At 42.2% G+C, this 23,138-nt stretch carries 13 protein-coding genes; 12 read left to right on the top strand and 1 reads right to left on the bottom strand.

Translation table 11 applies throughout. The features are described from left to right. Positions 1-55 precede the first annotated feature (55 nt). The 4 genes from leuS to HMPREF9182_RS04480 all read left to right on the top strand — a co-directional run bounded on the left by leuS (position 56) and on the right by HMPREF9182_RS04480 (position 9,263). Positions 56-2,557, top strand: coding sequence for a leucine--tRNA ligase (leuS, locus tag HMPREF9182_RS04495; protein ID WP_009754474.1), 2,502 nt, complete (start codon positions 56-58; stop codon positions 2,555-2,557). 178 nt (positions 2,558-2,735) lie between these two features. Further along, a complete protein-coding gene (locus HMPREF9182_RS04490; protein WP_009443420.1) occupies positions 2,736-3,425 on the top strand; it encodes a VIT1/CCC1 transporter family protein in 690 nt (229 codons plus the stop codon). A 121-nt stretch (positions 3,426-3,546) separates the two neighbouring features. Beyond that, on the top strand, positions 3,547-7,569 hold the full coding sequence (locus tag HMPREF9182_RS04485) for a glycoside hydrolase family 2 TIM barrel-domain containing protein (RefSeq protein ID WP_009754303.1): 4,023 nt from the start codon (positions 3,547-3,549) through the stop codon (positions 7,567-7,569). Beyond that, a complete protein-coding gene (locus HMPREF9182_RS04480) occupies positions 7,566-9,263 on the top strand; it encodes an alpha-L-fucosidase (RefSeq protein WP_009443499.1) in 1,698 nt (565 codons plus the stop codon). The genes HMPREF9182_RS04485 and HMPREF9182_RS04480 overlap by 4 nt, the downstream gene beginning before the upstream one ends. An 86-nt stretch (positions 9,264-9,349) precedes the next feature. On the opposite strand, the gene HMPREF9182_RS04475 is transcribed toward HMPREF9182_RS04480, so the two are convergent. Beyond that, positions 9,350-11,449 carry a GH92 family glycosyl hydrolase gene (locus HMPREF9182_RS04475; protein WP_009754503.1) on the bottom strand — a complete coding sequence of 700 codons (2,100 nt, stop codon included), beginning with the start codon at positions 11,447-11,449 and terminating at the stop codon, positions 9,350-9,352. 249 nt (positions 11,450-11,698) lie between these two features. On the opposite strand from HMPREF9182_RS04475, the gene HMPREF9182_RS04470 reads away from it, so the two are divergent. From HMPREF9182_RS04470 to HMPREF9182_RS04435, 8 genes are all read left to right on the top strand, one after another. Beyond that, on the top strand, positions 11,699-12,988 hold the full coding sequence (locus HMPREF9182_RS04470) for a glycoside hydrolase family 125 protein (RefSeq protein ID WP_009443960.1): 1,290 nt from the start codon (positions 11,699-11,701) through the stop codon (positions 12,986-12,988). A gap of 1 nt (position 12,989) precedes the next feature. Continuing rightward, positions 12,990-15,629 carry an alpha-mannosidase gene (locus tag HMPREF9182_RS04465; RefSeq protein ID WP_009754949.1) on the top strand — a complete coding sequence of 880 codons (2,640 nt, stop codon included), beginning with the start codon at positions 12,990-12,992 and terminating at the stop codon, positions 15,627-15,629. Positions 15,630-15,689: 60 nt separating this feature from the next. Further along, entirely contained in the window at positions 15,690-16,568 is an 879-nt protein-coding gene (locus tag HMPREF9182_RS04460) for an ROK family protein (protein WP_009443230.1), read from the top strand. Further along, a complete protein-coding gene (locus HMPREF9182_RS04455; RefSeq protein ID WP_009754320.1) occupies positions 16,553-18,436 on the top strand; it encodes a family 20 glycosylhydrolase in 1,884 nt (627 codons plus the stop codon). The genes HMPREF9182_RS04460 and HMPREF9182_RS04455 overlap by 16 nt, the downstream gene beginning before the upstream one ends. A 458-nt stretch (positions 18,437-18,894) precedes the next feature. Continuing rightward, positions 18,895-19,824, top strand: a complete 930-nt coding sequence (locus HMPREF9182_RS04450) for an ABC transporter permease (RefSeq protein WP_009754561.1) — start codon at positions 18,895-18,897, stop codon at positions 19,822-19,824. Continuing rightward, complete coding sequence (locus tag HMPREF9182_RS04445) at positions 19,818-20,756, top strand: carbohydrate ABC transporter permease (protein ID WP_037602701.1); 939 nt, start codon at positions 19,818-19,820, stop codon at positions 20,754-20,756. Before HMPREF9182_RS04450 ends, HMPREF9182_RS04445 begins: the two co-directional genes overlap by 7 nt. Before the next feature lie 69 nt (positions 20,757-20,825). Continuing rightward, positions 20,826-22,304 carry an ABC transporter substrate-binding protein gene (locus HMPREF9182_RS04440; protein WP_009443710.1) on the top strand — a complete coding sequence of 493 codons (1,479 nt, stop codon included), beginning with the start codon at positions 20,826-20,828 and terminating at the stop codon, positions 22,302-22,304. 224 nt (positions 22,305-22,528) lie between these two features. Beyond that, positions 22,529-23,137 (top strand): DUF624 domain-containing protein, encoded by a 609-nt coding sequence (locus tag HMPREF9182_RS04435; RefSeq protein ID WP_009443638.1) that lies wholly within the window; start codon positions 22,529-22,531, stop codon positions 23,135-23,137. The last annotated feature ends 1 nt before the right edge of the window (position 23,138 follow it).

The following is a 23,138-nucleotide window of genomic DNA, read 5'->3' as shown; positions in this document are numbered from 1 at the left end:
GTTAAAATCCTTTGAAAATGGTATAATAGAAACATCACAAAAGTTGGAGATAGACATGAGTACATACAATCATAAAGAAATAGAGCCCAAATGGCAGAAATATTGGGCGGAGCACCATACGTTTAAGACAGGTACGGACAAGGACAAGCCGAACTTTTATGCACTGGATATGTTTCCTTATCCATCAGGAGCAGGGCTCCATGTAGGGCATCCGGAGGGCTACACGGCAACAGATATCCTCAGCCGCTACAAGCGATCTCAGGGCTATAATGTCCTTCATCCTATGGGCTGGGATGCCTTTGGTTTGCCAGCTGAACAATACGCCATGGATACAGGAAATGACCCAGCTGACTTTACAGCGGAAAACATTGCCAACTTCAAGCGTCAAATCAACGCTCTGGGCTTCTCCTATGACTGGGACCGAGAAATCAATACTACTGACCCTAACTACTATAAGTGGACCCAGTGGATTTTCACCAAGCTTTACGAAAAAGGTCTGGCTTATGAAGCTGAAGTGCCAGTAAACTGGGTCGAAGAACTGGGAACAGCTATTGCCAATGAGGAAGTCCTACCAGACGGGACATCTGAGCGTGGTGGCTATCCAGTTGTCCGCAAGCCTATGCGCCAGTGGATGCTGAAAATCACAGCCTATGCAGAACGTTTGCTCAATGACTTAGAGGAGCTGGACTGGCCTGAGTCTATCAAGGACATGCAACGCAACTGGATTGGAAAATCAACCGGTGCCAATGTAACCTTCAAGATTAAGGGCAAAGACAAGGACTTCACCGTCTTTACGACTCGTCCGGACACCCTTTTTGGTGCGACCTATGCTGTTTTGGCTCCTGAGCATGCTCTCGTTGATTCCATTACAAGTGCAGAACAAGCCCAAGCAGTTGCAGACTACAAACACGCAGCCAGTCTCAAATCTGATCTAGCTCGGACTGATTTGGCTAAGGAGAAGACTGGTGTCTGGACAGGAGCTTATGCTATCAATCCAGTTAACGGCAAGGAAATCCCCATCTGGATTGCTGACTATGTGCTTGCAAGCTACGGAACAGGAGCTATCATGGCTGTTCCTGCGCATGACGAGCGCGATTGGGAGTTTGCTAAGCAGTTTAACTTGGAGATTATTCCGGTTCTAGAGGGTGGCAATGTTGCTGACGCTGCTTATACAGAAGACGGTCCACATATTAACTCTGGCTTCCTAGATGGCTTGGACAAGGCTGCCGCTATTGAAAAAATGGTTGCTTGGCTGGAAGCAGAAGGTGTCGGAAATGAAAAAGTCACCTATCGTCTGCGCGACTGGCTCTTTAGCCGTCAGCGCTACTGGGGTGAGCCGATTCCAATCATTCATTGGGAAGATGGCACCTCAACAGCTGTTCCAGAAAGTGAATTGCCACTTGTCTTGCCTGTAACCAAGGATATCCGTCCTTCTGGTACCGGTGAAAGCCCTCTGGCCAATCTGACTGACTGGCTAGAAGTCACTCGCGAAGACGGTGTCAAAGGACGCCGCGAAACCAACACCATGCCTCAATGGGCAGGTTCTAGCTGGTATTACCTGCGTTACATTGACCCACACAATAATGAGAAGTTAGCAGATGAAGAGCTGCTCAAGGCCTGGCTTCCAGTTGACATTTACATCGGTGGTGCAGAGCATGCCGTGCTCCATCTTCTCTACGCTCGCTTCTGGCACAAGTTCCTCTATGATTTTGGAGTGGTTCCGACTAAAGAGCCTTTCCAAAAACTCTTTAACCAAGGGATGATTCTGGGGACTAGCTACCGTGATCACCGTGGAGCACTTGTGGCAACTGACAAGGTAGAAAAACGCGATGGTTCTTTCTTCAACATTGAAACGGGAGAAGAATTAGAGCAGGCGCCTGCTAAGATGTCTAAATCTCTGAAGAATGTAGTCAATCCAGACGATGTAGTAGAGCAATATGGTGCCGACACTCTTCGTGTCTATGAAATGTTCATGGGACCGCTGGATGCATCTATCGCTTGGAGCGAGGAAGGTCTGGAAGGAAGCCGCAAGTTCCTGGATCGGGTTTATCGTTTGATGACAAGTAAAGAAATCATTGCGGATAACAATGGTGCCCTCGACAAGGTATACAACGAAACAGTCAAGTCTGTCACTGAGCAGATTGAGGAGCTCAAGTTTAACACAGCCATTGCCCAGCTCATGATCTTTGTCAATGCAGCCAACAAGGAAGAAAAGCTCTATGTCGAATATGCTAAAGGTTTCATTCAATTGCTTGCGCCTTTCGCACCGCACTTGGCTGAAGAACTCTGGCAGTCACTAGCTCAAACAGACGAGAGCATCTCCTACGTAGCTTGGCCAACTTATGATGAAAACAAGCTGGTCGAGGCAGAGGTTGAAATCGTAGTTCAAATCAAGGGTAAAGTTCGTGCTAAGTTAATTGTAGCTAAAGATTTGAGCCGTGAGGAATTGCAGGAAATCGCTCTGGCAGATGAGAAAATTAAATCTGAAATTGCCGGCAAAGAAGTTGTGAAAGTGATTAGCGTACCAAGTAAACTGGTTAATATCGTGGTGAAATAATACGTTTGCTACAGCATTATAGTGATTATAAAGATAGGAGTCGTTTAAAACGGCTCTTTTTTCAATGACTTTCTTCTCTTAAATCGTCGGACTTTTCTCATTTTTCTATTTTTCCTTGTATTAGCTCAACTCTTTATTTATAATGATTATAAATAAAAAATTAGGGAGAACAATAAAAATGGCAGAGCATAAAATTGATAAGAACTTTAGTGGCCGGCTAAATATCTTGCGAGCTGGGGTTTTAGGAGCCAATGATGGCATTATTTCCATAGCAGGTGTGGTTATTGGAGTAGCTAGTGCGACAGATAATGTTTGGATTATCTTTCTGTCAGGTTTGGCAGCTGTCTTAGCTGGCGCCTTTTCTATGGCTGGTGGGGAGTATGTGTCTGTGTCTACTCAAAAGGATACAGAAGAAGCTGCTGTTGCTAGAGAGCGGGAGCTTTTAGAGAAAAATCCAGATATAGCTAGGCAATCTCTCTATGCCACTTATGTTCAAAATGGTGAGTGTGAGACTTCAGCCCAGCTCATGACGAATCGTGCCTTTCTCCAAGATCCGTTAGAGGCTTTGGTGCAGGAAAAATACGGTATCGAGATTGAGGAGTTTACTAATCCTTGGCATGCGGCTCTCTCCAGCTTTTTAGCATTTGCGGTTGGTGCGCTTTTTCCTATGATGACTATTATCTTGCTTCCAGCCAAAATCCGTATCTGGTCAACGGTTTTGATTGTAGCCTTTGCTCTCCTTGGGACAGGCTACACTAGTGCTAAGCTGGGCAAGGCCCCGATTAAAAATGCTATGATCAGAAATCTGCTTATCGGGCTGCTCACTATGGCAGTTACCTACGCTGTTGGGCAGATTTTTACAATCTAAAAGTTGTGAGCCATTAGATTTCTACAAATTATAGAAGAAAGAGTGGCTTTTTAGGAAGTCGTATTGAAGGCGTTGATAGCGCCTTCTTTTTTGGTATAGTAAGGCTGATGGAGGATAAGCCATGAAGAAACTAGATGGACAGAGAGATTTATGCCGTAACTGGTTTTTTAGTCAGAAGGTAAGTCAAGAAGAGGCACTAGCCACAGAGATGAGAACTGAACAATGGGAAAGAATCAATCTGCCTCATGACTGGAGCATCTTTTATGATTTTGATTATCAATCTCCTGCACAAAATGAAGGTGGACAACTAAATGGTGGGACTGCTTGGTATCGTACCTCCTTCTTTGTAGAAGAAGATGTGTCGCAAAGATCTATCCGCCTTTGTTTTGACGGTGTTTATATGGACTCGCAAGTCTTTGTGAACGGTCGATTGGTAGGGCGTTATCCTAGCGGTTATACTCCTTTTTCTTATGATGTGACAGATTATCTGAGAAATGATGGTCAAGAGAACATTCTGGCTGTTTTTGTTCAGAATCAACAGCCTAGTAGTCGATGGTATTCTGGAAGTGGGATTTATCGAAAAGTCTATCTTTTGATCCAGGAACAGACCCACGTAGCATTAAATGGAATCAAGATTTCGTCACCTCATTTAATGAAGCAGCATGATAGTGAGGTAGAAACCGTATTTACGACAGATCTTGTGAATGCTTCACCAGATGTTGCTCATCTGTCCATCAAGCAGTGGATTGAAGATCAAGAAGGTAGAGAAATCACCAGTCATTTTCAGAGAGAAGAGATAGAAGTCCAGCCTTATCAATCGATGACAATCAAGGGAGGCCTCTTTGTATCGCAACCGCATCTCTGGGATGTGTGGAGCAGTAATCCAGCCTTATATTGCTTGAAGACCTTTCTTTATCGAGAAGGTGTCTTAGTTGATGAACGGGAAGATTGGTTTGGTTACCGCTACCTTTCTTGGGATTCTAATCATGGCTTTTTCTTAAATGGAAAATCTTTGAAACTACACGGAGTTTGTCTGCATCATGATCATGGGGCACTTGGAGCGGTCGAAAATGAAAAAGCTCTGTATCGTAGACTGAGTCAGATGAAAGAAATGGGTGCCAATGCGATTCGGACTTCTCACAATCCAGCTAGTCCAGAATTGTTGAAATTGGCTGCTCAGCTGGGGCTTCTGGTTCAGGAGGAAGCTTTCGATACTTGGTATGGTGGTAAAAAAACCTATGATTATGGACGTTTCTTTGAGGAAAAAGCTAGCCATCCTGATGCGAAAGCAGATGAAACATGGTCTGACTTTGACCTTCGTTCAATGATCGAACGAGGAAGAAACAATCCAGCTATTTTCATGTGGTCTATTGGAAATGAAATTAGTGAGGCGAATGGCGATAAAAAATCTCTAGAGACAGTGAGACGCTTGGTAAAGCTTGTCAAGGAGTTAGATGATAGTCGCTATGTGACGATGGGAATCGATGCCTTTCGATTTGGAGATGGTAGTGGTGGCCATGAGTTGATTGCGGATGAGCTGGATGCTGTCGGATTGAACTATGCAGAGGATAATTATGAATATCTGCGCCAGCAACATCCTGACTGGCTAATGTACGGTTCAGAGACATCCTCTGCTACACGGACAAGAGGCAGTTATTTCCGCCCGCAGAAGGAATGGGTTGGACATAACAAAGCGTTACGAAAGTTTGAGCAGTCAGACTATGGGAACGATCGGGTACCTTGGGGAAAGACGGCTAGTGCTTCTTGGATATTTGATCGGAACTATCCTGGATATGCAGGTCAGTTTATTTGGACAGGAGTGGACTATATTGGGGAGCCGACACCTTGGCATAATCAAAATAATACACCCGTAAAAAGTTCTTATTTTGGCTTAGTAGATACCGCTGGGATTCCCAAAAATGACTACTATCTTTATCAAAGTCAGTGGCGGAATCGAAAAGAATATCCTATGGTTCATCTCTTACCACATTGGAATTGGGAAAAAGTTAGTTTGCGTCAGCATGTGGTAGATCAGCAAGGGAGGATTTCTGTACGCGCATATTCAAATGCGAGCCGTGTTGAACTCTTTTTAAATGGGGAATCTCAAGGCAAGCAGCAATTTCATGAATGTTTAACGACAGATGGACGCTCTTACCAAGAAGGGAAAAATCCAGAAGAGCTATATCTAGAGTGGCTGTTGCCTTATAAACCGGGAGAATTATTAGCGGTAGCCTATGATGAAAATGATACGGAAATTGCACGCCAGTCAATCAAGACAGCTGGTAAAGCGGCAGCTATTCGGTTATTGCCAGAAGAGAATCAGATAAAGGCGGATGGACAAGATCTAGCCTATATTCGGTATCAGATTGTTGATGAAGAGGGAAATCTAGTGCCGACAGCAAACCATCAGATCCAGTTTGAACTGAACGGTCAAGGTCAAATTGTTGGAGTAGATAATGGTCAACAATCCAGCCGAGAACGCTATAAGGCTCAGACAGACGGGACTTGGCAACGTCGCGCTTTCCATGGACAAGGAATTGTGATAGTGGAAAGTAAAGAAGAGAGTGGTATGATAACTTTAACCGCAAGTAGTAGAGGCTTGCAGTCTGCTCAAGTGTTTATCTCAACAGGTCCTTTTTTATCCTTCCCTTCCCAGCCTGTTGCTTTAACGATTAAGCTAGGAGCAGAGCGGTTTATAGAAGATGATATTCTCCCTATTCGATGTCTATTGTCTTATCCAGATGGTTTGGAACAAGAAATTTCCAGTCAGGCTTTAGATTGGACATGTTCAGGGACTGGCTGGGCAACTATTTCCAATCATACTTTGCAACTACGCCAAGCAGGAAAGAACCAACTTACAGCTATGTATGAGGGATTAAGTTGGAAGGCAGAGTTTATGATTGAAAAAAGTGAAAACCCACCAGAACCTGTCCGAATTCGACCGCTATGTCTGTATACAAACAAGCATCAGCAACCTCAACTGCCAGAAACAGTATTGGTTGAAATGGCTCATGGATTTCCTAAACGCTATCCTGTGAGTTGGGAGGTGATACCTGAGGTAGACTTGTCTTTTTATCATCGGTTTACCATCTCAGGAAAAGTACCTGGTGTAAAAGAGTTGGCCTTGGCTGATATTGTCGTTGAGGGAATTGTTGCAGTGGAGAACGCTAGTCTGGTGACATTAGTGGGTCAAGTGCCTAAGCTCCCTGAGCGAGTAGCAGTTTTTCTATCTAATGGTAAAATGGGGAGTGCTCTTGTTACTTGGGAAAAAGTGCCAGTGGACTTGTATGAACAAGCAGGGTCTTTTCATTTGAAAGGGAAGATCAAGGAGAGCGATTTAGAAGCGTTGCTCCATATCCGAGTCAGTGAAGATGGGGTATTGGATGAGAATATATCTAACCAGTGGACAGGCTCTGCCCTTCCATTAGCCTTTGCTTCGGCATCACAAAGAAAGCATGGTGCTGCCTTTTTAAATGATAGACATCTAAGTTTTTCTGGTAATGATCAGAAGTCTTGGGTCAGTCCGGTAGCTGTACGTGAGGCCTTTGTAGGTATCATTTTTGGGGATGCGGGTAGTCTTAGTAAGAGTCTGGTAGATAATGTATCAGTGGCTTTCAATAATTGGTCTGATGAACGATTAGAAAATCTTTTACTAGAATATTATACTGGCCCACAGCCAGAGTTGCCTCAAGTAGCCGATGCTGTGGAGAAAGAAAAGACTGCTTTAGCGAATGGTGCAAATTGGAAGGCGGTAGCTAATCTTGTTGTTCAGAAGCCTGAAAAAGAGGACCAGATGGTTCGGTTTGATTTTGCGCCTGTGCATTGTTATGCCGTGCGATTGCGCTTTAAACATTTACAAGAACCCATTGCTATTTCTGAACTACAAGTCTTTTCTAAAAAAGCTCTTCCGTATAGTGAGGCAGAGGTCAGTGTTGTGGTCAAGGGCAAAGAGTTAGATTCGCAACAGCTGATTTACGAGTTTGAGGATGCTCTATTGCCTTCAGATATTACTATTTATCAAAATTGTGGAGCGAGTGCAACCATAGTTCCGCTTACTGCTAGCGATGGGCTAAGGATTTTGGTTCGAGCGGAAGATGGTCGCTTGCTTCGGGAGCACTGCCTTGTTCGAAAGGAGAAAAAATGAAGAAGATAGATGATGTTGTCCCCTTGCCTTCAAAGGCGCAACTAAAGTATCATCGTGATGAATTAGCTGCATTTATCCATTTTGGGATCAATACTTTTTATGAGCAGGAATGGGGAAATGGTCAGGAAGATCCAAGACTTTTTAACCCAAGTAAACTAGATACCGATCAATGGATAAGGGTGTTAAAAGAAACAGGCTTTAAGCGAGTGATTGTCGTTGTGAAGCATCATGATGGTTTTGTGCTTTATCCTAGTCGTTACACAGACTATACGGTAGCTGCTAGTCCTTGGCGAGATGGGAAAGGCGATCTCTTAGCTGAAATTTCTTGCTCGGCTACTAAGTATGATATGGACTTGGGAATTTATTTATCACCCTGGGATGCTCATAGCCCGCTCTATCATATTGATACTCAGGAGGCCTATAATGATTACTACCAAAAGCAGTTGGAAGAAATTTTGAGCAATCCTCTGTATGGGAATAAAGGAAAATTTGTAGAGGTTTGGATGGATGGGGCGCGTGGCGAAGGGGCACAAAAAGTTACGTATAATTTTGAGAAATGGTTTGAGATTATTCGTCATTATCAAAAAGAAGCCCTTATCTTCTCAACTCAGGCTACGGAGTTGCGTTGGATTGGAAATGAGAGCGGCCGAGCTAGTGATCCCTTGTGGCAAAAGATCCGACCAGAAAAGTTGAGCGAACAGACGTCGTTGGATTATCTGTTACATGGTGATCCCAAAGGGACGTATTATTCTTTGGGAGAGGCAGATGTATCTCTTCGTTCAGGCTGGTTTTATCATGAAAACCAAACACCTAAGTCTTTAGCAGATTTACTTGATATTTATTTGCATTCAGTTGGGCGTGGGACTCCCCTTTTGTTAAATGTTCCTCCAACTAAGGAGGGATTGCTTTCGGAAATAGATTGTCAGCGTCTGAGGGAATTTTATCAGGTTCTTTCTGAGCTATATAAGAGAGATCTAGCTTTAGGAGCTAAGGTTACAAGTAGTAGTGAGCAAAGCGGTCACCTGTCAAGAAACTTGACGGATGGTCGAAATGAAACATTTTGGGCGCCAGATTCAGAAGAAGACACCTATGTTTTTGAGATAGACTTGGGACAGTCTTGTTCGTTCAATCTAGTCGAAATCAGAGAACCTATAACAAAAGGACAGCGAATAGCTGGTTTTGTCATTGAAGTAGAGGAAGATACTGGCTGGACAGTCTTTGCTCGTGGTCAGACGATTGGGTATAAGCGTTTATTGTTAGGGGAGGTCGTTGAAGCAAGACGTTTGCGGCTCATTTTGACGAATTTTCAGGCCAATCCTCTTTTGAGCAAGTTCGCTGTTTACAGAACACCAGCTATAATGGAGAGGAAGTCAGTTGATTCTGGCTTGGAATTTTCTCAAAAAAATATAGCAATTGCAGGCCAAACCAGCTTGATTAGCTTGAGTCGTATGGACGGCTTAGAGAAAGCAGAGCGTATTCGAATCACTACAGAACCTGGTACAGGTGTACATGGAGTAGCGTATCAGGATCAGATAAGGGATGTGGTTTTTGCGCCAGGTGAAGCGACGAAGTCGGTAAATTTAGCAACAATAGAGTTTAGTGGACAAAAAGAAGTCTATTTTTATCTTTGTGCCATACGTGAGGATGGTAGACAAAGCCGGACAAAGGTCCGAGTACAAGGGCATTTAGACTAAAAGATACAAGCAGACTTTATGGATAGAGTTTTCGACCAATATAAAGGGAGACTGAGACAAGCTGTCTCAGTCTCCTTTTATGTTACCTACTCTTGTGTAGAAGACAAGGTAGGAAGCCATGATAAGTAAAAATCTAAACGCTGAGCAGCCAATAGCTCTTCATGAGAAACTGTTGATATGACTTCTCCGTCCAAATGAGTTGCCTGAATAAAATGAAAATGGGGCTGATTGTTATGGGAATAAATATCTAACCACTTATGGGCTTGAGGCAAATAGATACGAAGATGGTCAAATAGAGGGATGCCCAAGTCATAAAAAGGCTTGCCGGGACAAGTCGGATAGAGCCCTAAGGCACTCCAGATGTACCAAGCAGAAAGACTCCCATTATCTTCATCTCCTGGGAAGGCCTGCCAGTTTGGATGGAAAGCCTGCTCTCGTAAAGTTTTGATGAGTAGACTCGTATATTCCGGCTTATCACTATAACGAAAGAGATAGGGGATGTGAAAGCTCGGTTGATTTGAAATGGCTAGCTGACCAAAGTGAGCATTTGCCATTTCACTCATTTCATGAATCTCATATCCATAGCCTGTCACGTCAAAGAAAGGTTGGTCCTGACAGAGCTTGGTTAGATAGTCAGTGAAAGCTGTTTGCCCTCCCATTAGGTCTTTCAAACCCTCAATATCATGGAAAACGCTGAGTGTGTTTTGGATGGCGGAACATTCGGCATAGTCCTGTCCCCAACTATAAGGTGCAAACTGATCTCGGAATTGCCCTTGCTGGTTTTTTGCTCTCATATAGCCTGTTTCTGGATCAAATAGATTTTGATAATGAAGGGCTTGTTGCAAATATTGAGCTGCTATTTGCTCTTGCTGAAGTTTACTAGCTAGACTAGCAATACAGAAGTCGCTATAACTATAGTCAAGTGTATGACTGACACTTTCGTGGTAGCTAGATGGTAGATAGCCCAGAGTTTGATAGTCCGAAGTACCCTGTCGACCATGGCGCCCTAGAGAATCTTCCTTTTCTGCTGTGTCTAACATAGCTTGGAGAAAATCTTCTTCTAGATCGGGTATGAGGTGTTTTGATGCTGCATCCGCAATGACGCTGTCAATTAAAGTGCCTGGCATCATCCCTCGTTCGTCAGGAGATAGCCATTTTGGTAGATAGCCTGTTTCTTTATAAACATTTAGAAATCCCTCCAAAAAATCATGATAGACATCAGGTGCGATTAGAGCCAGCAAAGGAAGGTTGGTACGAAAGCCATCCCAAAAACCAATGTTCGTAAAAAGTTTCCCCCTTTTAATAGTCTGATGAGTAAAGTCCCAATGGATTTCTTGACCTTGTGCATCTAGCTCGTAAAAGGTTTGGGGAAAGAGAAAGAGTCGGTAAAGACTGTGGTTGAACATTCTACGATCGGCTCCTCCTTGGTGAACAACGTCGAAACGATGGAGATAGCTTTCCCAGGCTAGCTTGGTTTGTTCTTTTATACTATCAAAATCCTCTCTCGGAAGATTGTCGATAGCTTGCTCTTCAGAGATAAAAGATGTTGCAAGGGAGAATTGTAATTGACTTTGTTCAAAGTTTATAACGAAATCTTCCTCCAAAAAATGATGGGATTGAATAGGGTGATTGAACCGTAAGCAGATGTGCATAGTTAGAGGCAATTTGGTCAGACAAGTCTCTTCGCTTAAACTTCCTATGATAGTGTGGGAATCCAGTTTACGAAAGTGGCAATTTGCCATGCTATGGAATATTAAACGAATAGCCTGTGAACGTTGACTAGTCATGCGAAGGCAAGCCCCATAGGTGGTTGGAGTAAGCTCTGTACAGATTTGATAGCGATTTGAATGGATTTTTAAGTAATGAGGTTGAAAAATACTCTCGTTAGGTCGATAAGAAGACTGACGATGGAAAATATCTGGATTTGAGATTTCTTCTGTAACTGGTGTCAGAAGGAGCCAAGAAAAGTCCCCAATCCATGGGCTTGGTTGATGTGTTAATCGAATGCCTTGAAAAACTGGGGAGTCGGGTTGAAAGAACCATGCTCCATCTGTATGACTGGTTTGTGGTACAAAATAGTTCATGCCAAAGGGTGCACCTGTATAGGGCAGGGTATTGCCGTGAGAAAAGCTATGAGAATTATCTGTTCCGTAGCGGGTGTCGATACTTTCTAATATCGTCTTCATAAAAAGTCTCCTTCAATCAAACATGCTTTGCCTTGATTATAACATGAAAAATGCGTCTTTGGAATCGCTTTCTAATAGATGTAGAAACGGCGGAAAAGCTAGTTAAACCTAGCTTTAAGTGTATTTATACCGTTGAGAATCGCTAAATGAAGTGACTATATTATCGAAAGGACTTTAGTTTGTGTATATATTTTGAAAACGGTTTATCCTATACTAGAGGATGTAAAGGACTATGAAAAGGAGAGAGCTATGATTTATTCAAAAGAAATTGTGGGAGAATGGCTAAAATCTATTGCTCAGCTAGCTCAGGAACATCCAGCCTGGGTATCTGTTTTTGAGCGTTGCTATACAGACACCTTGGATAATACTGTGAAAATATTAGAAGATGGTTCAACCTTTGTCTTGACGGGAGATATACCGGCTATGTGGCTACGAGATTCGACAGCTCAGCTCAAGCCCTATCTCTTTGTTGCTAAGGAAGATCCAAAAACTCGCAAAACGATTGCTGGCCTGGTCAAACGTCAGATGACACTGATTTTAAAAGATCCATATGCCAACGCCTTTAATATCGCGGATAACTGGAAGGGGCATCATGAGACAGACCATACAGAGCTGTCTGGTTGGATTTGGGAGCGCAAGTATGAAGTGGATTCTCTCTGCTACCCTCTGCAACTGGCTTATCTCTTATGGAAAGAGACTGGTGAGACGAGCCATCTAGATGCGACTTTTGTGGCTGGTGTCAGAGAAATTCTTCGAGTTTGGACGATCGAGCAGGACCACAGCCAGTCTTCTTATCGCTTTGTTCGTGATACGGACCGTAAGGAAGATACCTTGATTAATGACGGACAAGGACCTGATTTTGCTGTGACAGGTATGACTTGGTCGGCATTTCGTCCGAGTGATGATGCTTGTATCTATAGCTATCTGGTGCCTTCGAATATGTTTGCAACAGTCGTCTTGGGCTATGTGGTAGAAATCTTTGAAACATTGAATCTGGATGGCGCTGAGGAGATTATTCCGCATGCACAGCGTCTGCAAAGAGAAATCAAAGAAGGAATTGAAAATTACGCCTATACCAAAAATGCCAAAGGTGAAAAGATTTACGCTTTTGAGGTAGACGGTTTGGGGAATGCCAGCATTATGGATGATCCCAATGTACCCAGTCTATTGGCGGCGCCATACCTGGGCTTTTGCTCGATAGATGACGAAGTCTACCAAAATACACGCCGCACGATTTTTAGCCCTGAAAATCCTTACTATTATGAAGGAGAGCGAGCTGCAGGAATCGGAAGTTCACACACCTTTTATCGCTATATATGGCCGATTGCCTTGGCTATTCAAGGTTTGACCACGCATGATAAAGATGAAAAACGCCGGATCTTAGATCTCTTGGTGGATTGTGACGGAGGGACAGGAGTCATGCACGAGAGCTTTCATGTAGATGACCCGACTAAGTATTCTCGTGAATGGTTCAGCTGGGCTAATATGATGTTCTGCGAATTAGTATTAGACTATTACGATTTAAAAATAGAGGTATAAAATGGAAAATATTACTGTACATATTATTTCTCACAGCCACTGGGATCGAGAATGGTATCTCCCTTTTGAGTCCCATCGGATGCAGCTAGTAGAGCTTTTTGACAACCTTTTTGATCTTTTTGAACATGATCCAGATTTCAAGAGCTTCCACCTAGATGGGCAAACTATTGTCCTGGATGATTATCTAGAAATCCGTCCGGAAAATCGAGACAAGCTGCAACGCTACATTGACGAAGGTAAGTTAAAGATTGGACCTTTCTACATCTTGCAGGATGATTATCTGATTTCCAGCGAAGCCAATGTCCGTAATACCTTGATTGGTCAGCAAGAGTGCAAGAAGTGGGGCAAGTCCACTCAGATTGGTTATTTCCCAGATACTTTTGGGAATATGGGGCAGGCGCCTCAAATGTTGCAGCAATCAGGCATTCATGTAGCAGCTTTTGGTCGAGGAGTGAAGCCAATCGGATTTGACAACCAAGTCTTAGAGGATGAGCAATTCACTTCTCAGTACTCTGAAATGTACTGGCAAGGTGCCGATGGCAGTAAAGTCCTAGGGATTCTCTTTGCCAATTGGTATAGCAATGGGAATGAAATCCCAGTCGACCCTGAGGAAGCGAAGATTTTTTGGGAGCAAAAATTAGCAGATGTGAAGAGCTACGCCTCTACAAACCAATGGCTGATGATGAACGGCTGTGATCACCAGCCCGTTCAGCGCAATCTCAGCCAAGCTATCCGAGTAGCCAATGAGCTTTATCCAGGTATCAACTTTGTGCATAGTTCTTTTGATGACTATATGCAGGCTGTGGAAGCAGCTCTTCCTGAGGAATTGTCTACAGTTCAAGGCGAGTTAACCAGCCAAGAAACGGACGGTTGGTACACTTTAGCCAATACTTCCTCAGCTCGAATCTATCTGAAACAAGCCTTCCAAGAAAACAGTAACTTGCTAGAGCAGGTAGTTGAGCCACTAACCGTCATCACAGGCGGTCACAATCACAAAGACCAGCTAACTTATGCTTGGAAGACCCTTTTGCAAAATGCTCCGCACGATAGTATCTGCGGCTGTAGTGTAGACGAAGTTCACCGTGAAATGGAGACACGCTTTGCCAAAGTTAATCAAGTGGGAGAATTCGTCAAAGGCAACCTTCTGGAAGAATGGAAGCAAAAATTAGATAGCCGTCAAGCAGCGAGTGACTTACTCTTTACTGTTATTAATACTGGTCTTCACGATAAGATTGACACTGTTTCTGTGGATGTGACCTTTGCGACCTGTGATTTCAAGGAAGCGCGTCCGACAGAAGCCTACCGGAGAATGGCGGATCTGACAATTCCAGACTTGATTGTTAAAGACTTGGATGGTCGTTATGTTGAGGCCAAAATCGAAGATTTGGGAGCTCATTTCCAATATGATCTTCCAAAAGATCGCTTCCGTCAGGCTTATATCGCTCGTCAGTTGCGCGTGACTTTGCCGATTCACCTGGCTGCTTTGTCTTGGAAAACCTTCCAATTGCTTCCTGGTGCAAAAGAAGAACATGAAGGGCTCTACCGCAATGGGGTGATTGACACTCCATTTGTGACTGTTAGCTTTGATGAAGACTTGACCGTTTACGATAAGTCAACTCATGAAGCTTATGAAGACTTCCTTCGCTTTGAAGATCGGGGCGATATTGGAAATGAATATATCTACTTCCAACCAAAAAATACAGAACCGATCTATGCAAAACTGGCTGGCGTTAAGGTTCTGGAAAATAATGCTCGCTACGCTAAGGTGGAATTGAGCCATGAATTGACCTTGCCAGTAAGCGCTGATGATGTGCTTGAGCAAGAGCAAAAAGGCATCGTAGAATTTATGACTCGCTCAGCAGGTCGTTCGTCAGAAGTGACAACCATGTTCTTGACAACTGAGTTGACAGTCTTTGTGGACAGTCCGCAGCTGCGCTTTAAGACTCGCTTTTCAAATACTGCTAAGGATCACCGTATCCGTGTTCTTTTCAGAACCCACAACAGCAGTAAAACCAATGATTCAGACAGCATTTATGAAGTAGTTCGTCGTAATAACCAGCCGGCTGCTTCATGGGAAAATCCAGAAAATCCACAGCACCAGCAAGCTTTCGTCAGTCTTTATGATGACCAAAAAGCAGTAACAGTAGCTAATAAAGGTCTAAATGAATATGAGATTTTAGGCGATGATACGATTGCCGTAACTATTCTACGGGCGACAGGTGAGCTGGGCGACTGGGGCTACTTCCCAACACCAGAGGCCCAGTGCTTGCGTGACTTCCAAGTTGAATACACAGTAGAATGTCATCAACCACAAGAGCGCTTTCGTGCTTATCGTCGGGCGAAAGCCTTCCAAACGCCGTTGACAGCTCTGCAAATTTCCAAACAAGAAGGCAGTGTCGCAGCAACTGGACAAGCCCTAGATCATCCAGCTCTCAGTATGCCTGAAGTCTGTCCAACGGCCTTGAAAGTGGCTGAAAACGAATCAGGAATCGTCCTTCGTTACTACAATATGACCCAAGAAGAGCAAGAAGTGATGACATCTTCCCAAATCCGAGTGAATCTATTGGAAGAAGTGGTGTCCGAAGAATCAGGATTCCTTGGACCACAGGAAATCCGTACAGAGCTTTTGAAGCGTGGTTAAACTGAGAGTCAGATATTTTATCTCAGTCTTAAAATTTATAAAACAATAAAGGAGAAAAGCATGGTCATTGCAACAGTTGATATAGGTGGAACAGGTATCAAATTTGCGGCTATGTCCAAAGAAGGGGAAATACTGGACAAGCAAGAAATTGCCACACCAAATGACTTAGATGGTTTACTAAATTGGTTGAAAATGCTCCTGTCCAAGCGGGAATATCAAGGCATTGCCATGAGTGTACCAGGAGCAGTTGATCGAAAGACAGGAACGATTGGTGGGATTAGTGCGGTACCTTATATTCATGGCTTCTCATGGTATGATAAGCTAGCCTCTTATGAGTTACCGATTCATTTAGAAAATGATGCTAATTGCGTTGGTTTGAGCGAGCTGCTAGCTCATCCAGAGCTGGAAAATGCCGCTTGTGTGGTGATTGGTACTGGTATTGGTGGCGCCATGATTGTCAATGGTAGATTACACCGCGGTAAGCACCATCTGGGTGGAGAATTTGGCTATATGACAACCCTTGCGCCTGCTGAAAAACTCAACAACTGGTCCCAACTTGCCTCAACTGGCAATATGGTGCGTTATCTTGCTGAAAAATCCGGTCAGACTGACTGGAATGGGCGCAAGATCTACCAGGAAGCCGAAGCAGGAAATACCCTTTGTCAAGAAGCTATTGAGCGGATGAACCGCAATCTTGCACAGGGCCTGCTCAATATTCAGTATCTATTTGATCCAGATGTGATTAGTTTAGGTGGCTCTATTAGTCAAAATAAAACATTTATAGAAGGCGTCCGCTCTGCCATTTCTTACTTTGTTGATCGATATGAAGAATATTCTGTTACACCAGAGATTGTCGCCTGTACTTATCAAGGAGAAGCCAATCTTTATGGTGCATTGGTAAATTGGTTACAGGAGGAAGGACAATGGCCACATTCTTAGGATTATCAAGCAAACAAGAGCAAGCAGTTGCTCGGTTGGAAAAATATTTAGATCTAGGTGAGATTGAAGTCAGTCTTGTCCCTGATTCAGCGGTATCAATCAAGGTGGAAGGACGTCAAGGACATTATCAAATCAGTTATAAGCAACCCCATCAGCTCTATCGAGCTTTGGCGCTTTTATCTGCTGCGCTTAGATCAGGTCAAGACGAGGTGCAGATTGAGGAAGAGGCGGCCTATGAGGATTTGGCCTATATGGCTGACTGTTCCCGCAATGCCGTCTTAAACCTAAGCTCAGCTAAGAAGATGATTGAGGTCTTGGCTTTGATGGGGTATTCTACCTTTGAGCTCTATATGGAAGACACCTACGAGATAGAAAATCAGCCTTATTTTGGCTATTTCAGAGGACGCTACACAGTTGCAGAATTGCAAGAGATTGAAGACTATGCAGCAGATTTTGATATGAGCTTTGTTCCTTGTATTCAGACCTTGGCTCATCTGTCAGCTTTTGTCAAATGGGGTGTCAAAGAAGTACAAGAACTGCGAGATGTTGAGGATATCCTGCTGATTGGTGAAGAAAAAGTTTATGACCTAATCGAGGGCATGTTCCAGACGATGGCGCATTTACATACGCGCAAGATTAATATCGGCATGGATGAAGCCCACTTGGTCGGGCTCGGACGTTATTTGATTCAACATGGTTTCCAAAATCGCAGTCTTCTTATGTGCCAACACCTTGAGCGAGTCTTGGATATTGCAGACAAGTATGGTTTCCACTGTCAGATGTGGAGCGATATGTTCTTCAAACTCATGTCTGCAGATGGTCAGTACGACCGTGATGTAGAAATCCCAGAAGAAACCCGAGTTTATCTAGATCGTCTTAAAGACCGAGTGACCTTGGTTTATTGGGATTATTATCAGGATAGCGAGGAAAAATACAATCGCAACTTCCAAAATCATCATAAGATCAGCCAAGATATTGCCTTTGCTGGTGGTGCTTGGAAGTGGATTGGCTTTACACCGCATAATCATTTTAGCCACTTGGTAGCTATCGAAGCCAATAAAGCTTGCCGGAAGAATCAGGTCAAAGAAGTGATTGTGACAGGCTGGGGAGATAATGGCGGAGAATCTTCTCAGTTCTCTATCCTACCTGCTCTGCAGATTTGGGCAGAGCTAGCCTATCGGAATGATTTAGATCAGTTAGTAGCGCATTTTAGGGTGAGCACAGGTCTTGATATTGACGACTTTATGAAAGTGGATTTGGCCAATCTCTTACCAGATTTGCCAGAAAACTTGAGTGGTATCAATCCAAACCGCTACATCCTTTATCAGGACGTTCTCTGCCCCTTGTTGGAGCAGCATATCAGACCTGAGAAAGACAAGCAACATTTTGAAGCATCTGCTCAGCAGTTAAAGGAAGTCAGCCAAAGAGCGGGCGATTATGCTTATCTTTTTGAGACCCAGGCCCAGTTAAATGAACTCTTAGCCTTGAAGATTGAAGCAACATCAGGCATGCAAAGAGCTTATCGTGAAGGGGACAAGGTTCGCTTGAAAGACATAGCTGACAAAAACTTACCTTTACTCTATCAAAAAGTTGAAGAGTTTTCAGAGCAATTTAGTCGTCAATGGCAGCAGGAAAACAAAATTTTTGGCTTGGACACAATCGACATTCGCTTTGGAGGTTTACTCAAGCGGATTAAACGAGCACAAGAACGCCTAGAGCAATACATTAGTGGTCAAATCGAGCGTGTCGAAGAATTAGAACAAAAAATCTTGCCTTATAACGATTTCTACAAAGAACAAGGCTTGACAGCGACAACAGCTAACCAGTGGCACTTGATTGCAACAGCTTCAACAATTTATACGACATGAGTACACAAGGCTGGGACAAAAGTCCTAGCCTCTTAATTGTCTTTGGCTTGTCGAGCAAGACGCAGTGGTTGAGTGGGCTCTATTACGCTGATTTCATCAGCTTTTACAGCCCTACTCAACTTTGCGGAGGTGGGACGACGAAATCGAATTCTAACGAATTACCGATTTCTGTCCCACACTCTTTTGAATCCGCATTAGAAAAACAAATTTGTGTAGGATTTTGGTATTGTGCATATTTGCTTTTTAAAGGTCAAAGATGATTAAATCAACCATGTGGGAGTAAGCAGGCGAACACTAATTAAAATTCTTTTTCGCTCCTATTTTTATTCTCATTTTTATCTACAAATTTGATAAATAATTTGTATAGTTTTTTCTATAATTAGGAGTTTAAATAGATCTAGGAAAAAGCATATAATAGAATCATGGAAGCGGTACCAAGTGCCTAGAAAGGAGATTTTATGAAAAAGCTTATTCAGACTATCAAAGAAAACTTCATATTTTTCCTGATGGTTTTGCCAGGGGTCATTTGGCTGATTTTATTTTTCTACATTCCAGTTTTGGGAAATGTAGTAGCTTTCAAAAATTACCGGCTCAGTGGAGAAGGCTTTATCCATAGTGTATTGAGTAGTGAATGGGTAGGATTTGATAATTTCAAATTCCTGTTTAGTTCGCAAGACGCTTATGTTATCACTCGAAACACTTTGCTTTATAATATCGGCTTCATTGTTTTAGGATTGATTGTAGCAGTGGGAGTAGCGATTATCTTTAGTGAGTTACGCTCTAAGAAAATAGTAAAAATTTACCAAACAACCATGCTCTTCCCTTATTTCTTATCTTGGATCATTATTAGTTTCTTCGTTTACGCTTTCTTAAGCCCTGATAGGGGATTACTAAATAATATCCTAGGAAGTTTTGGAGTGAAGCCAGTTAGCTGGTATAACTTTGCGCCATTCTGGCCAGCATTCCTACTATTTATCGGAATTTGGAAAGGCCTCGGCTATAATAGTATCATCTACTATGCAAGTATCATGGGGATTGATCCGAGTTATTATGAAGCGGCTACAGTTGATGGAGCAACGAAGTGGCAACGCATTCGCCATGTAACCTTACCGCAGCTTGCACCACTTATTACTATTTTGACTATTTTGGCTGTTGGAAATATCTTCCGAGCTGACTTTGGTTTATTCTATCAGATTCCACGCGATTCTGGAACTATTTACAATGTCACAAATGTACTGGATACTTATGTGTACCATGGTTTGGCTAAAACAGGGGATATTAGTATGGCAGCAGCAGCAGGTCTTTACCAGTCAGTTGTCGGACTTTTCTTAGTGATTACAACAAATCTGATTGTTCGTCGTATTGATAAAGATTCAGCTTTATTCTAGAAGGGAAGGATGTTTATGAAAAAAGAAAAATAGACAACGTAGGTATCCATTCCTTCAGTAAAAAAGCAGATATTTTCTTCAATATCATTGTAGCTTTATTTGCTCTATCTTGTATCCTGCCGTTCTTCTTTGTTATCATCATTTCGATGACAGATGAGACAAGGTTGGTTGTAGATGGCTTCCAATTTTGGCCATCACAATTCAGCTTTGCCGGGTATGAATTTTTGGTTCAACTCAAAGACAAGATTTTGCAATCTCTCTTTATCACTGTTTTTATCACAGTTGTCGGGACATGTTTAAATGTCTTCTTCACAACGACCTATGCTTATGCTATTTCAAGAAGTACATTTAAATATAGACGCTTCTTCACCTTGTTTGCCATGGCTAGTATGCTTTTTAGTGCCGGTATGGTACCGACCTATATCATTATGACGTCATTGCTTGATTTAGGAGATACAGTAGCTGCGTTGATTTTGCCGATGCTATTAAGTCCATTTAATATCATTGTTATGAGAACCTTTATCAAAAAGACAATCCCAGAGGCGATTATTGAATCAGCTAAGATTGATGGCGCTAGCGAATCACGTGTTTTCTTCCAGATTTGCTTACCACTGGTATTGCCAGGGATTGCTACCATCAGTCTCTTCACAGCTCTCGCTTTCTGGAATGATTGGTTTAATGCCTTGCTTTATATTAAGAGCGATAACTTAGTGCCTTTACAGTATTTATTGATGAAGATTCAAGCAAATATGGAGTTTCTATCAAAAAGTGCAGGAGCAAGTGCTCAGCTGGCCTCTTTGAGTGGAAGCTTACCAAAAGAATCTGCTCGTATGGCAATGGTTGTTGTATCAACCCTACCAATTGCCTGTGTTTATCCTTTCTTCCAACGCTATTTTGTTAAAGGTTTGACAATTGGTGGCGTGAAAGAATAAGGTTGCTTTGATCTAGATAGATCAACCTAAATTTGTCCAATATAAAAATATAAAAAAGGAGAAATTCTTATGAAAAATTGGAAAAAGTTTGCTTTAACTTCTGCTAGTGTCGTAGCGCTTGCAGCAACACTAGCTGCTTGTAGTAGCTTGACAGGTGAAAAGAAATCTTCAGCAAAATCTGAAGATGGCAAAACAGTCATCAAAATGTATCAAATTGGTGATAAACCTGATAACCTTGATAAACTACTTGAAAATGCAAACAAGATTATTGAAAAGAAAACTGGTGTAAAACTTGACATCCAATATATTGGCTGGGGCGAATATGGTGACAAGATGAACGTTATGGTTCAATCAGGAGAGAACTTTGATATCGCATTTGCTCAAAACTATGTCATTAATGCGCAAAAAGGTGCCTATGCTGATTTGACAGATCTTTACAAAAAAGAAGGAAAAGAGCTCTATAAATCATTAGACCCTGCTTATATCAAAGGGAATACAGTAAATGGCAAACTTTATGCTGTTCCGGTAAATGCTAATATTACCTCAGCACAACACTTTGCTTTCAATGGCCCACTCTTAGAAAAATACGGCATTGATGTTTCAAATGTGAATTCATATGAAGATCTTGAAGCAGCTTTGAAAACGATCAAAGAAAAAGCTCCTGAGACAACACCTTTTGCAATCAACAAAGACTTTGTCCCTTCAGAAAACTTTGATTACCCTGTAACCAACGAATTGCCATTTGTAATTGACTTGAAAGGGGATGCTACTAAAGTTGTAAACCGTTATGAAGTTCCACGCTTTGTAGAACATTTGAAGACACTTCACAAATACTACCAAGCAGGATACATCCCTCAAGACGTAGCAACAAGTGATACTTCTTACGATCTTCAAACAGATACTTGGTTTGTTCGTGAAGAAACAGTAGGACCTGCTGACTACGGAAACAGCTTGCTTTCACGTGTAGCAAACCGCAATATCACTATTCGACCATTTATCGACTTCTATAAGAAGAACCAAACAGCGCAAGTGGCAAACTTTATCATCTCAAACACTTCTAAGAACAAAGAAAAAGCTATGGAAGTTTTGAATGTATTGAATACAGATAAAGAACTCTTGAATGGCTTGGTTTACGGACCAGAAGGCGAAAACTGGGAAAAAGTTGCTGGAAAAGAAGACCGTGTAAAAGTCTTGAAACCATATAACGGAAACACTCATATGTCTGGTTGGAACACAGGTAATAACTGGCTTCTTTACCTCAATGAAAATGTAACTGACGAACAAGTTGCTGAATCTAAGAAAACTCTTGCAGAAGCAAAAGAATCTCCAGCACTTGGCTTTAACTTTAACACTGAGCCAGTTAAGTCTGAAATCACAGCTGTTATCAACACAGTAAAACAATATTCAGCTGCAATCAACACTGGTACAGTTGACCCAGAAGTTGAAATTCCAAAATTGATGGACAAACTGAAATCAGAAGGTGCTTATGACAAAGTATTGAAAGAATTGCAAAAACAATACGACGAATTCTTAGCATCTAAAAAATAATCCAATACAACAAGTTGAGGCTGAGGCGGTAGCGCCTCAGCCTTGGTTTTTTTGAAGAATCATTTTTTCGCCTTTTTAAGAAAATACGGAAATATGATATAATATTTTATAGATTGAGCCTATCTTTTTTAGAATAGATAGCTATTTACAGCGGGTCTAGAAATCGAAAGGACTCGTTTGTAGAGACCTAAATGGGAAGCGCTGAAGTGTGACAGGAGGAGTATATGGGACGAATGATTGAGTTTATTTTTCAAAAGGTTTATTTGGCAATGCTGGCGTCGGGTATTTTTCTCCTATTGTCGTTTTGCGGTGGTCTTATCTTTGGTGTGGCACCTGCTGGCGCTGTTTTAATGTCGCTTTATGCAGAGCATGGGAGCAATTATAAGGCTTATCATTTTCAGCAAGCTTGGAACTTATTTAAAGACAATTTTATCCAAGCAAACCAAGTTTTTTATTCTATTGCTGTAGTGGAAGCATTATTTATCTATGGTGTTTATCTGCTTATTCAACTTCCACAGTCACTTTTTACCATTTTTTTAAGCCTTGTGAACCTGATTTTTGCCTTGGTTTTGCCACTGGTTTATTCGGTTTATTTAAAACTTCAGGTACATTTTGAATTGTCTTATGTAAATAGCTTAAAATTATCGATTATCGGCATTTTTTTGAATATCAGTGCCATGCTAAAAATGTTACTCGGAACGGCCCTCCTTTTAGTGGCCAGTTACTATGCACCTGCTTTAGGATTTTTTGTTTTTATTGGTGCTTGGCATTTCTTTATTAGTGATGTATTAAAGCCTGTTTATGAATTGTTTAAGTCCAAATTGATTGTGTAAT

The organism is Streptococcus sp. oral taxon 056 str. F0418 (assembly GCF_000220065.1).
Classification (GTDB): Bacteria; Bacillota; Bacilli; order Lactobacillales; family Streptococcaceae; genus Streptococcus.
This window is presented reverse-complemented; position numbering and strand designations above follow the sequence as displayed.

What these genes read in the sequence shown, in the direction of transcription:
- leuS (WP_009754474.1), top strand. Translation starts at nt 56, where the DNA reads ATGAGTACATACAATCATAAAGAAATAGAGCCCAAATGGCAGAAATAT.
- HMPREF9182_RS04490 (WP_009443420.1), top strand. Translation starts at nt 2,736, where the DNA reads ATGGCAGAGCATAAAATTGATAAGAACTTTAGTGGCCGGCTAAATATC.
- HMPREF9182_RS04485 (WP_009754303.1), top strand. Translation starts at nt 3,547, where the DNA reads ATGAAGAAACTAGATGGACAGAGAGATTTATGCCGTAACTGGTTTTTT.
- HMPREF9182_RS04480 (WP_009443499.1), top strand. Translation starts at nt 7,566, where the DNA reads ATGAAGAAGATAGATGATGTTGTCCCCTTGCCTTCAAAGGCGCAACTA.
- HMPREF9182_RS04475 (WP_009754503.1), bottom strand. Translation starts at nt 11,449, where the DNA reads ATGAAGACGATATTAGAAAGTATCGACACCCGCTACGGAACAGATAAT.
- HMPREF9182_RS04470 (WP_009443960.1), top strand. Translation starts at nt 11,699, where the DNA reads ATGATTTATTCAAAAGAAATTGTGGGAGAATGGCTAAAATCTATTGCT.
- HMPREF9182_RS04465 (WP_009754949.1), top strand. Translation starts at nt 12,990, where the DNA reads ATGGAAAATATTACTGTACATATTATTTCTCACAGCCACTGGGATCGA.
- HMPREF9182_RS04460 (WP_009443230.1), top strand. Translation starts at nt 15,690, where the DNA reads ATGGTCATTGCAACAGTTGATATAGGTGGAACAGGTATCAAATTTGCG.
- HMPREF9182_RS04455 (WP_009754320.1), top strand. Translation starts at nt 16,553, where the DNA reads ATGGCCACATTCTTAGGATTATCAAGCAAACAAGAGCAAGCAGTTGCT.
- HMPREF9182_RS04450 (WP_009754561.1), top strand. Translation starts at nt 18,895, where the DNA reads ATGAAAAAGCTTATTCAGACTATCAAAGAAAACTTCATATTTTTCCTG.
- HMPREF9182_RS04440 (WP_009443710.1), top strand. Translation starts at nt 20,826, where the DNA reads ATGAAAAATTGGAAAAAGTTTGCTTTAACTTCTGCTAGTGTCGTAGCG.
- HMPREF9182_RS04435 (WP_009443638.1), top strand. Translation starts at nt 22,529, where the DNA reads ATGGGACGAATGATTGAGTTTATTTTTCAAAAGGTTTATTTGGCAATG.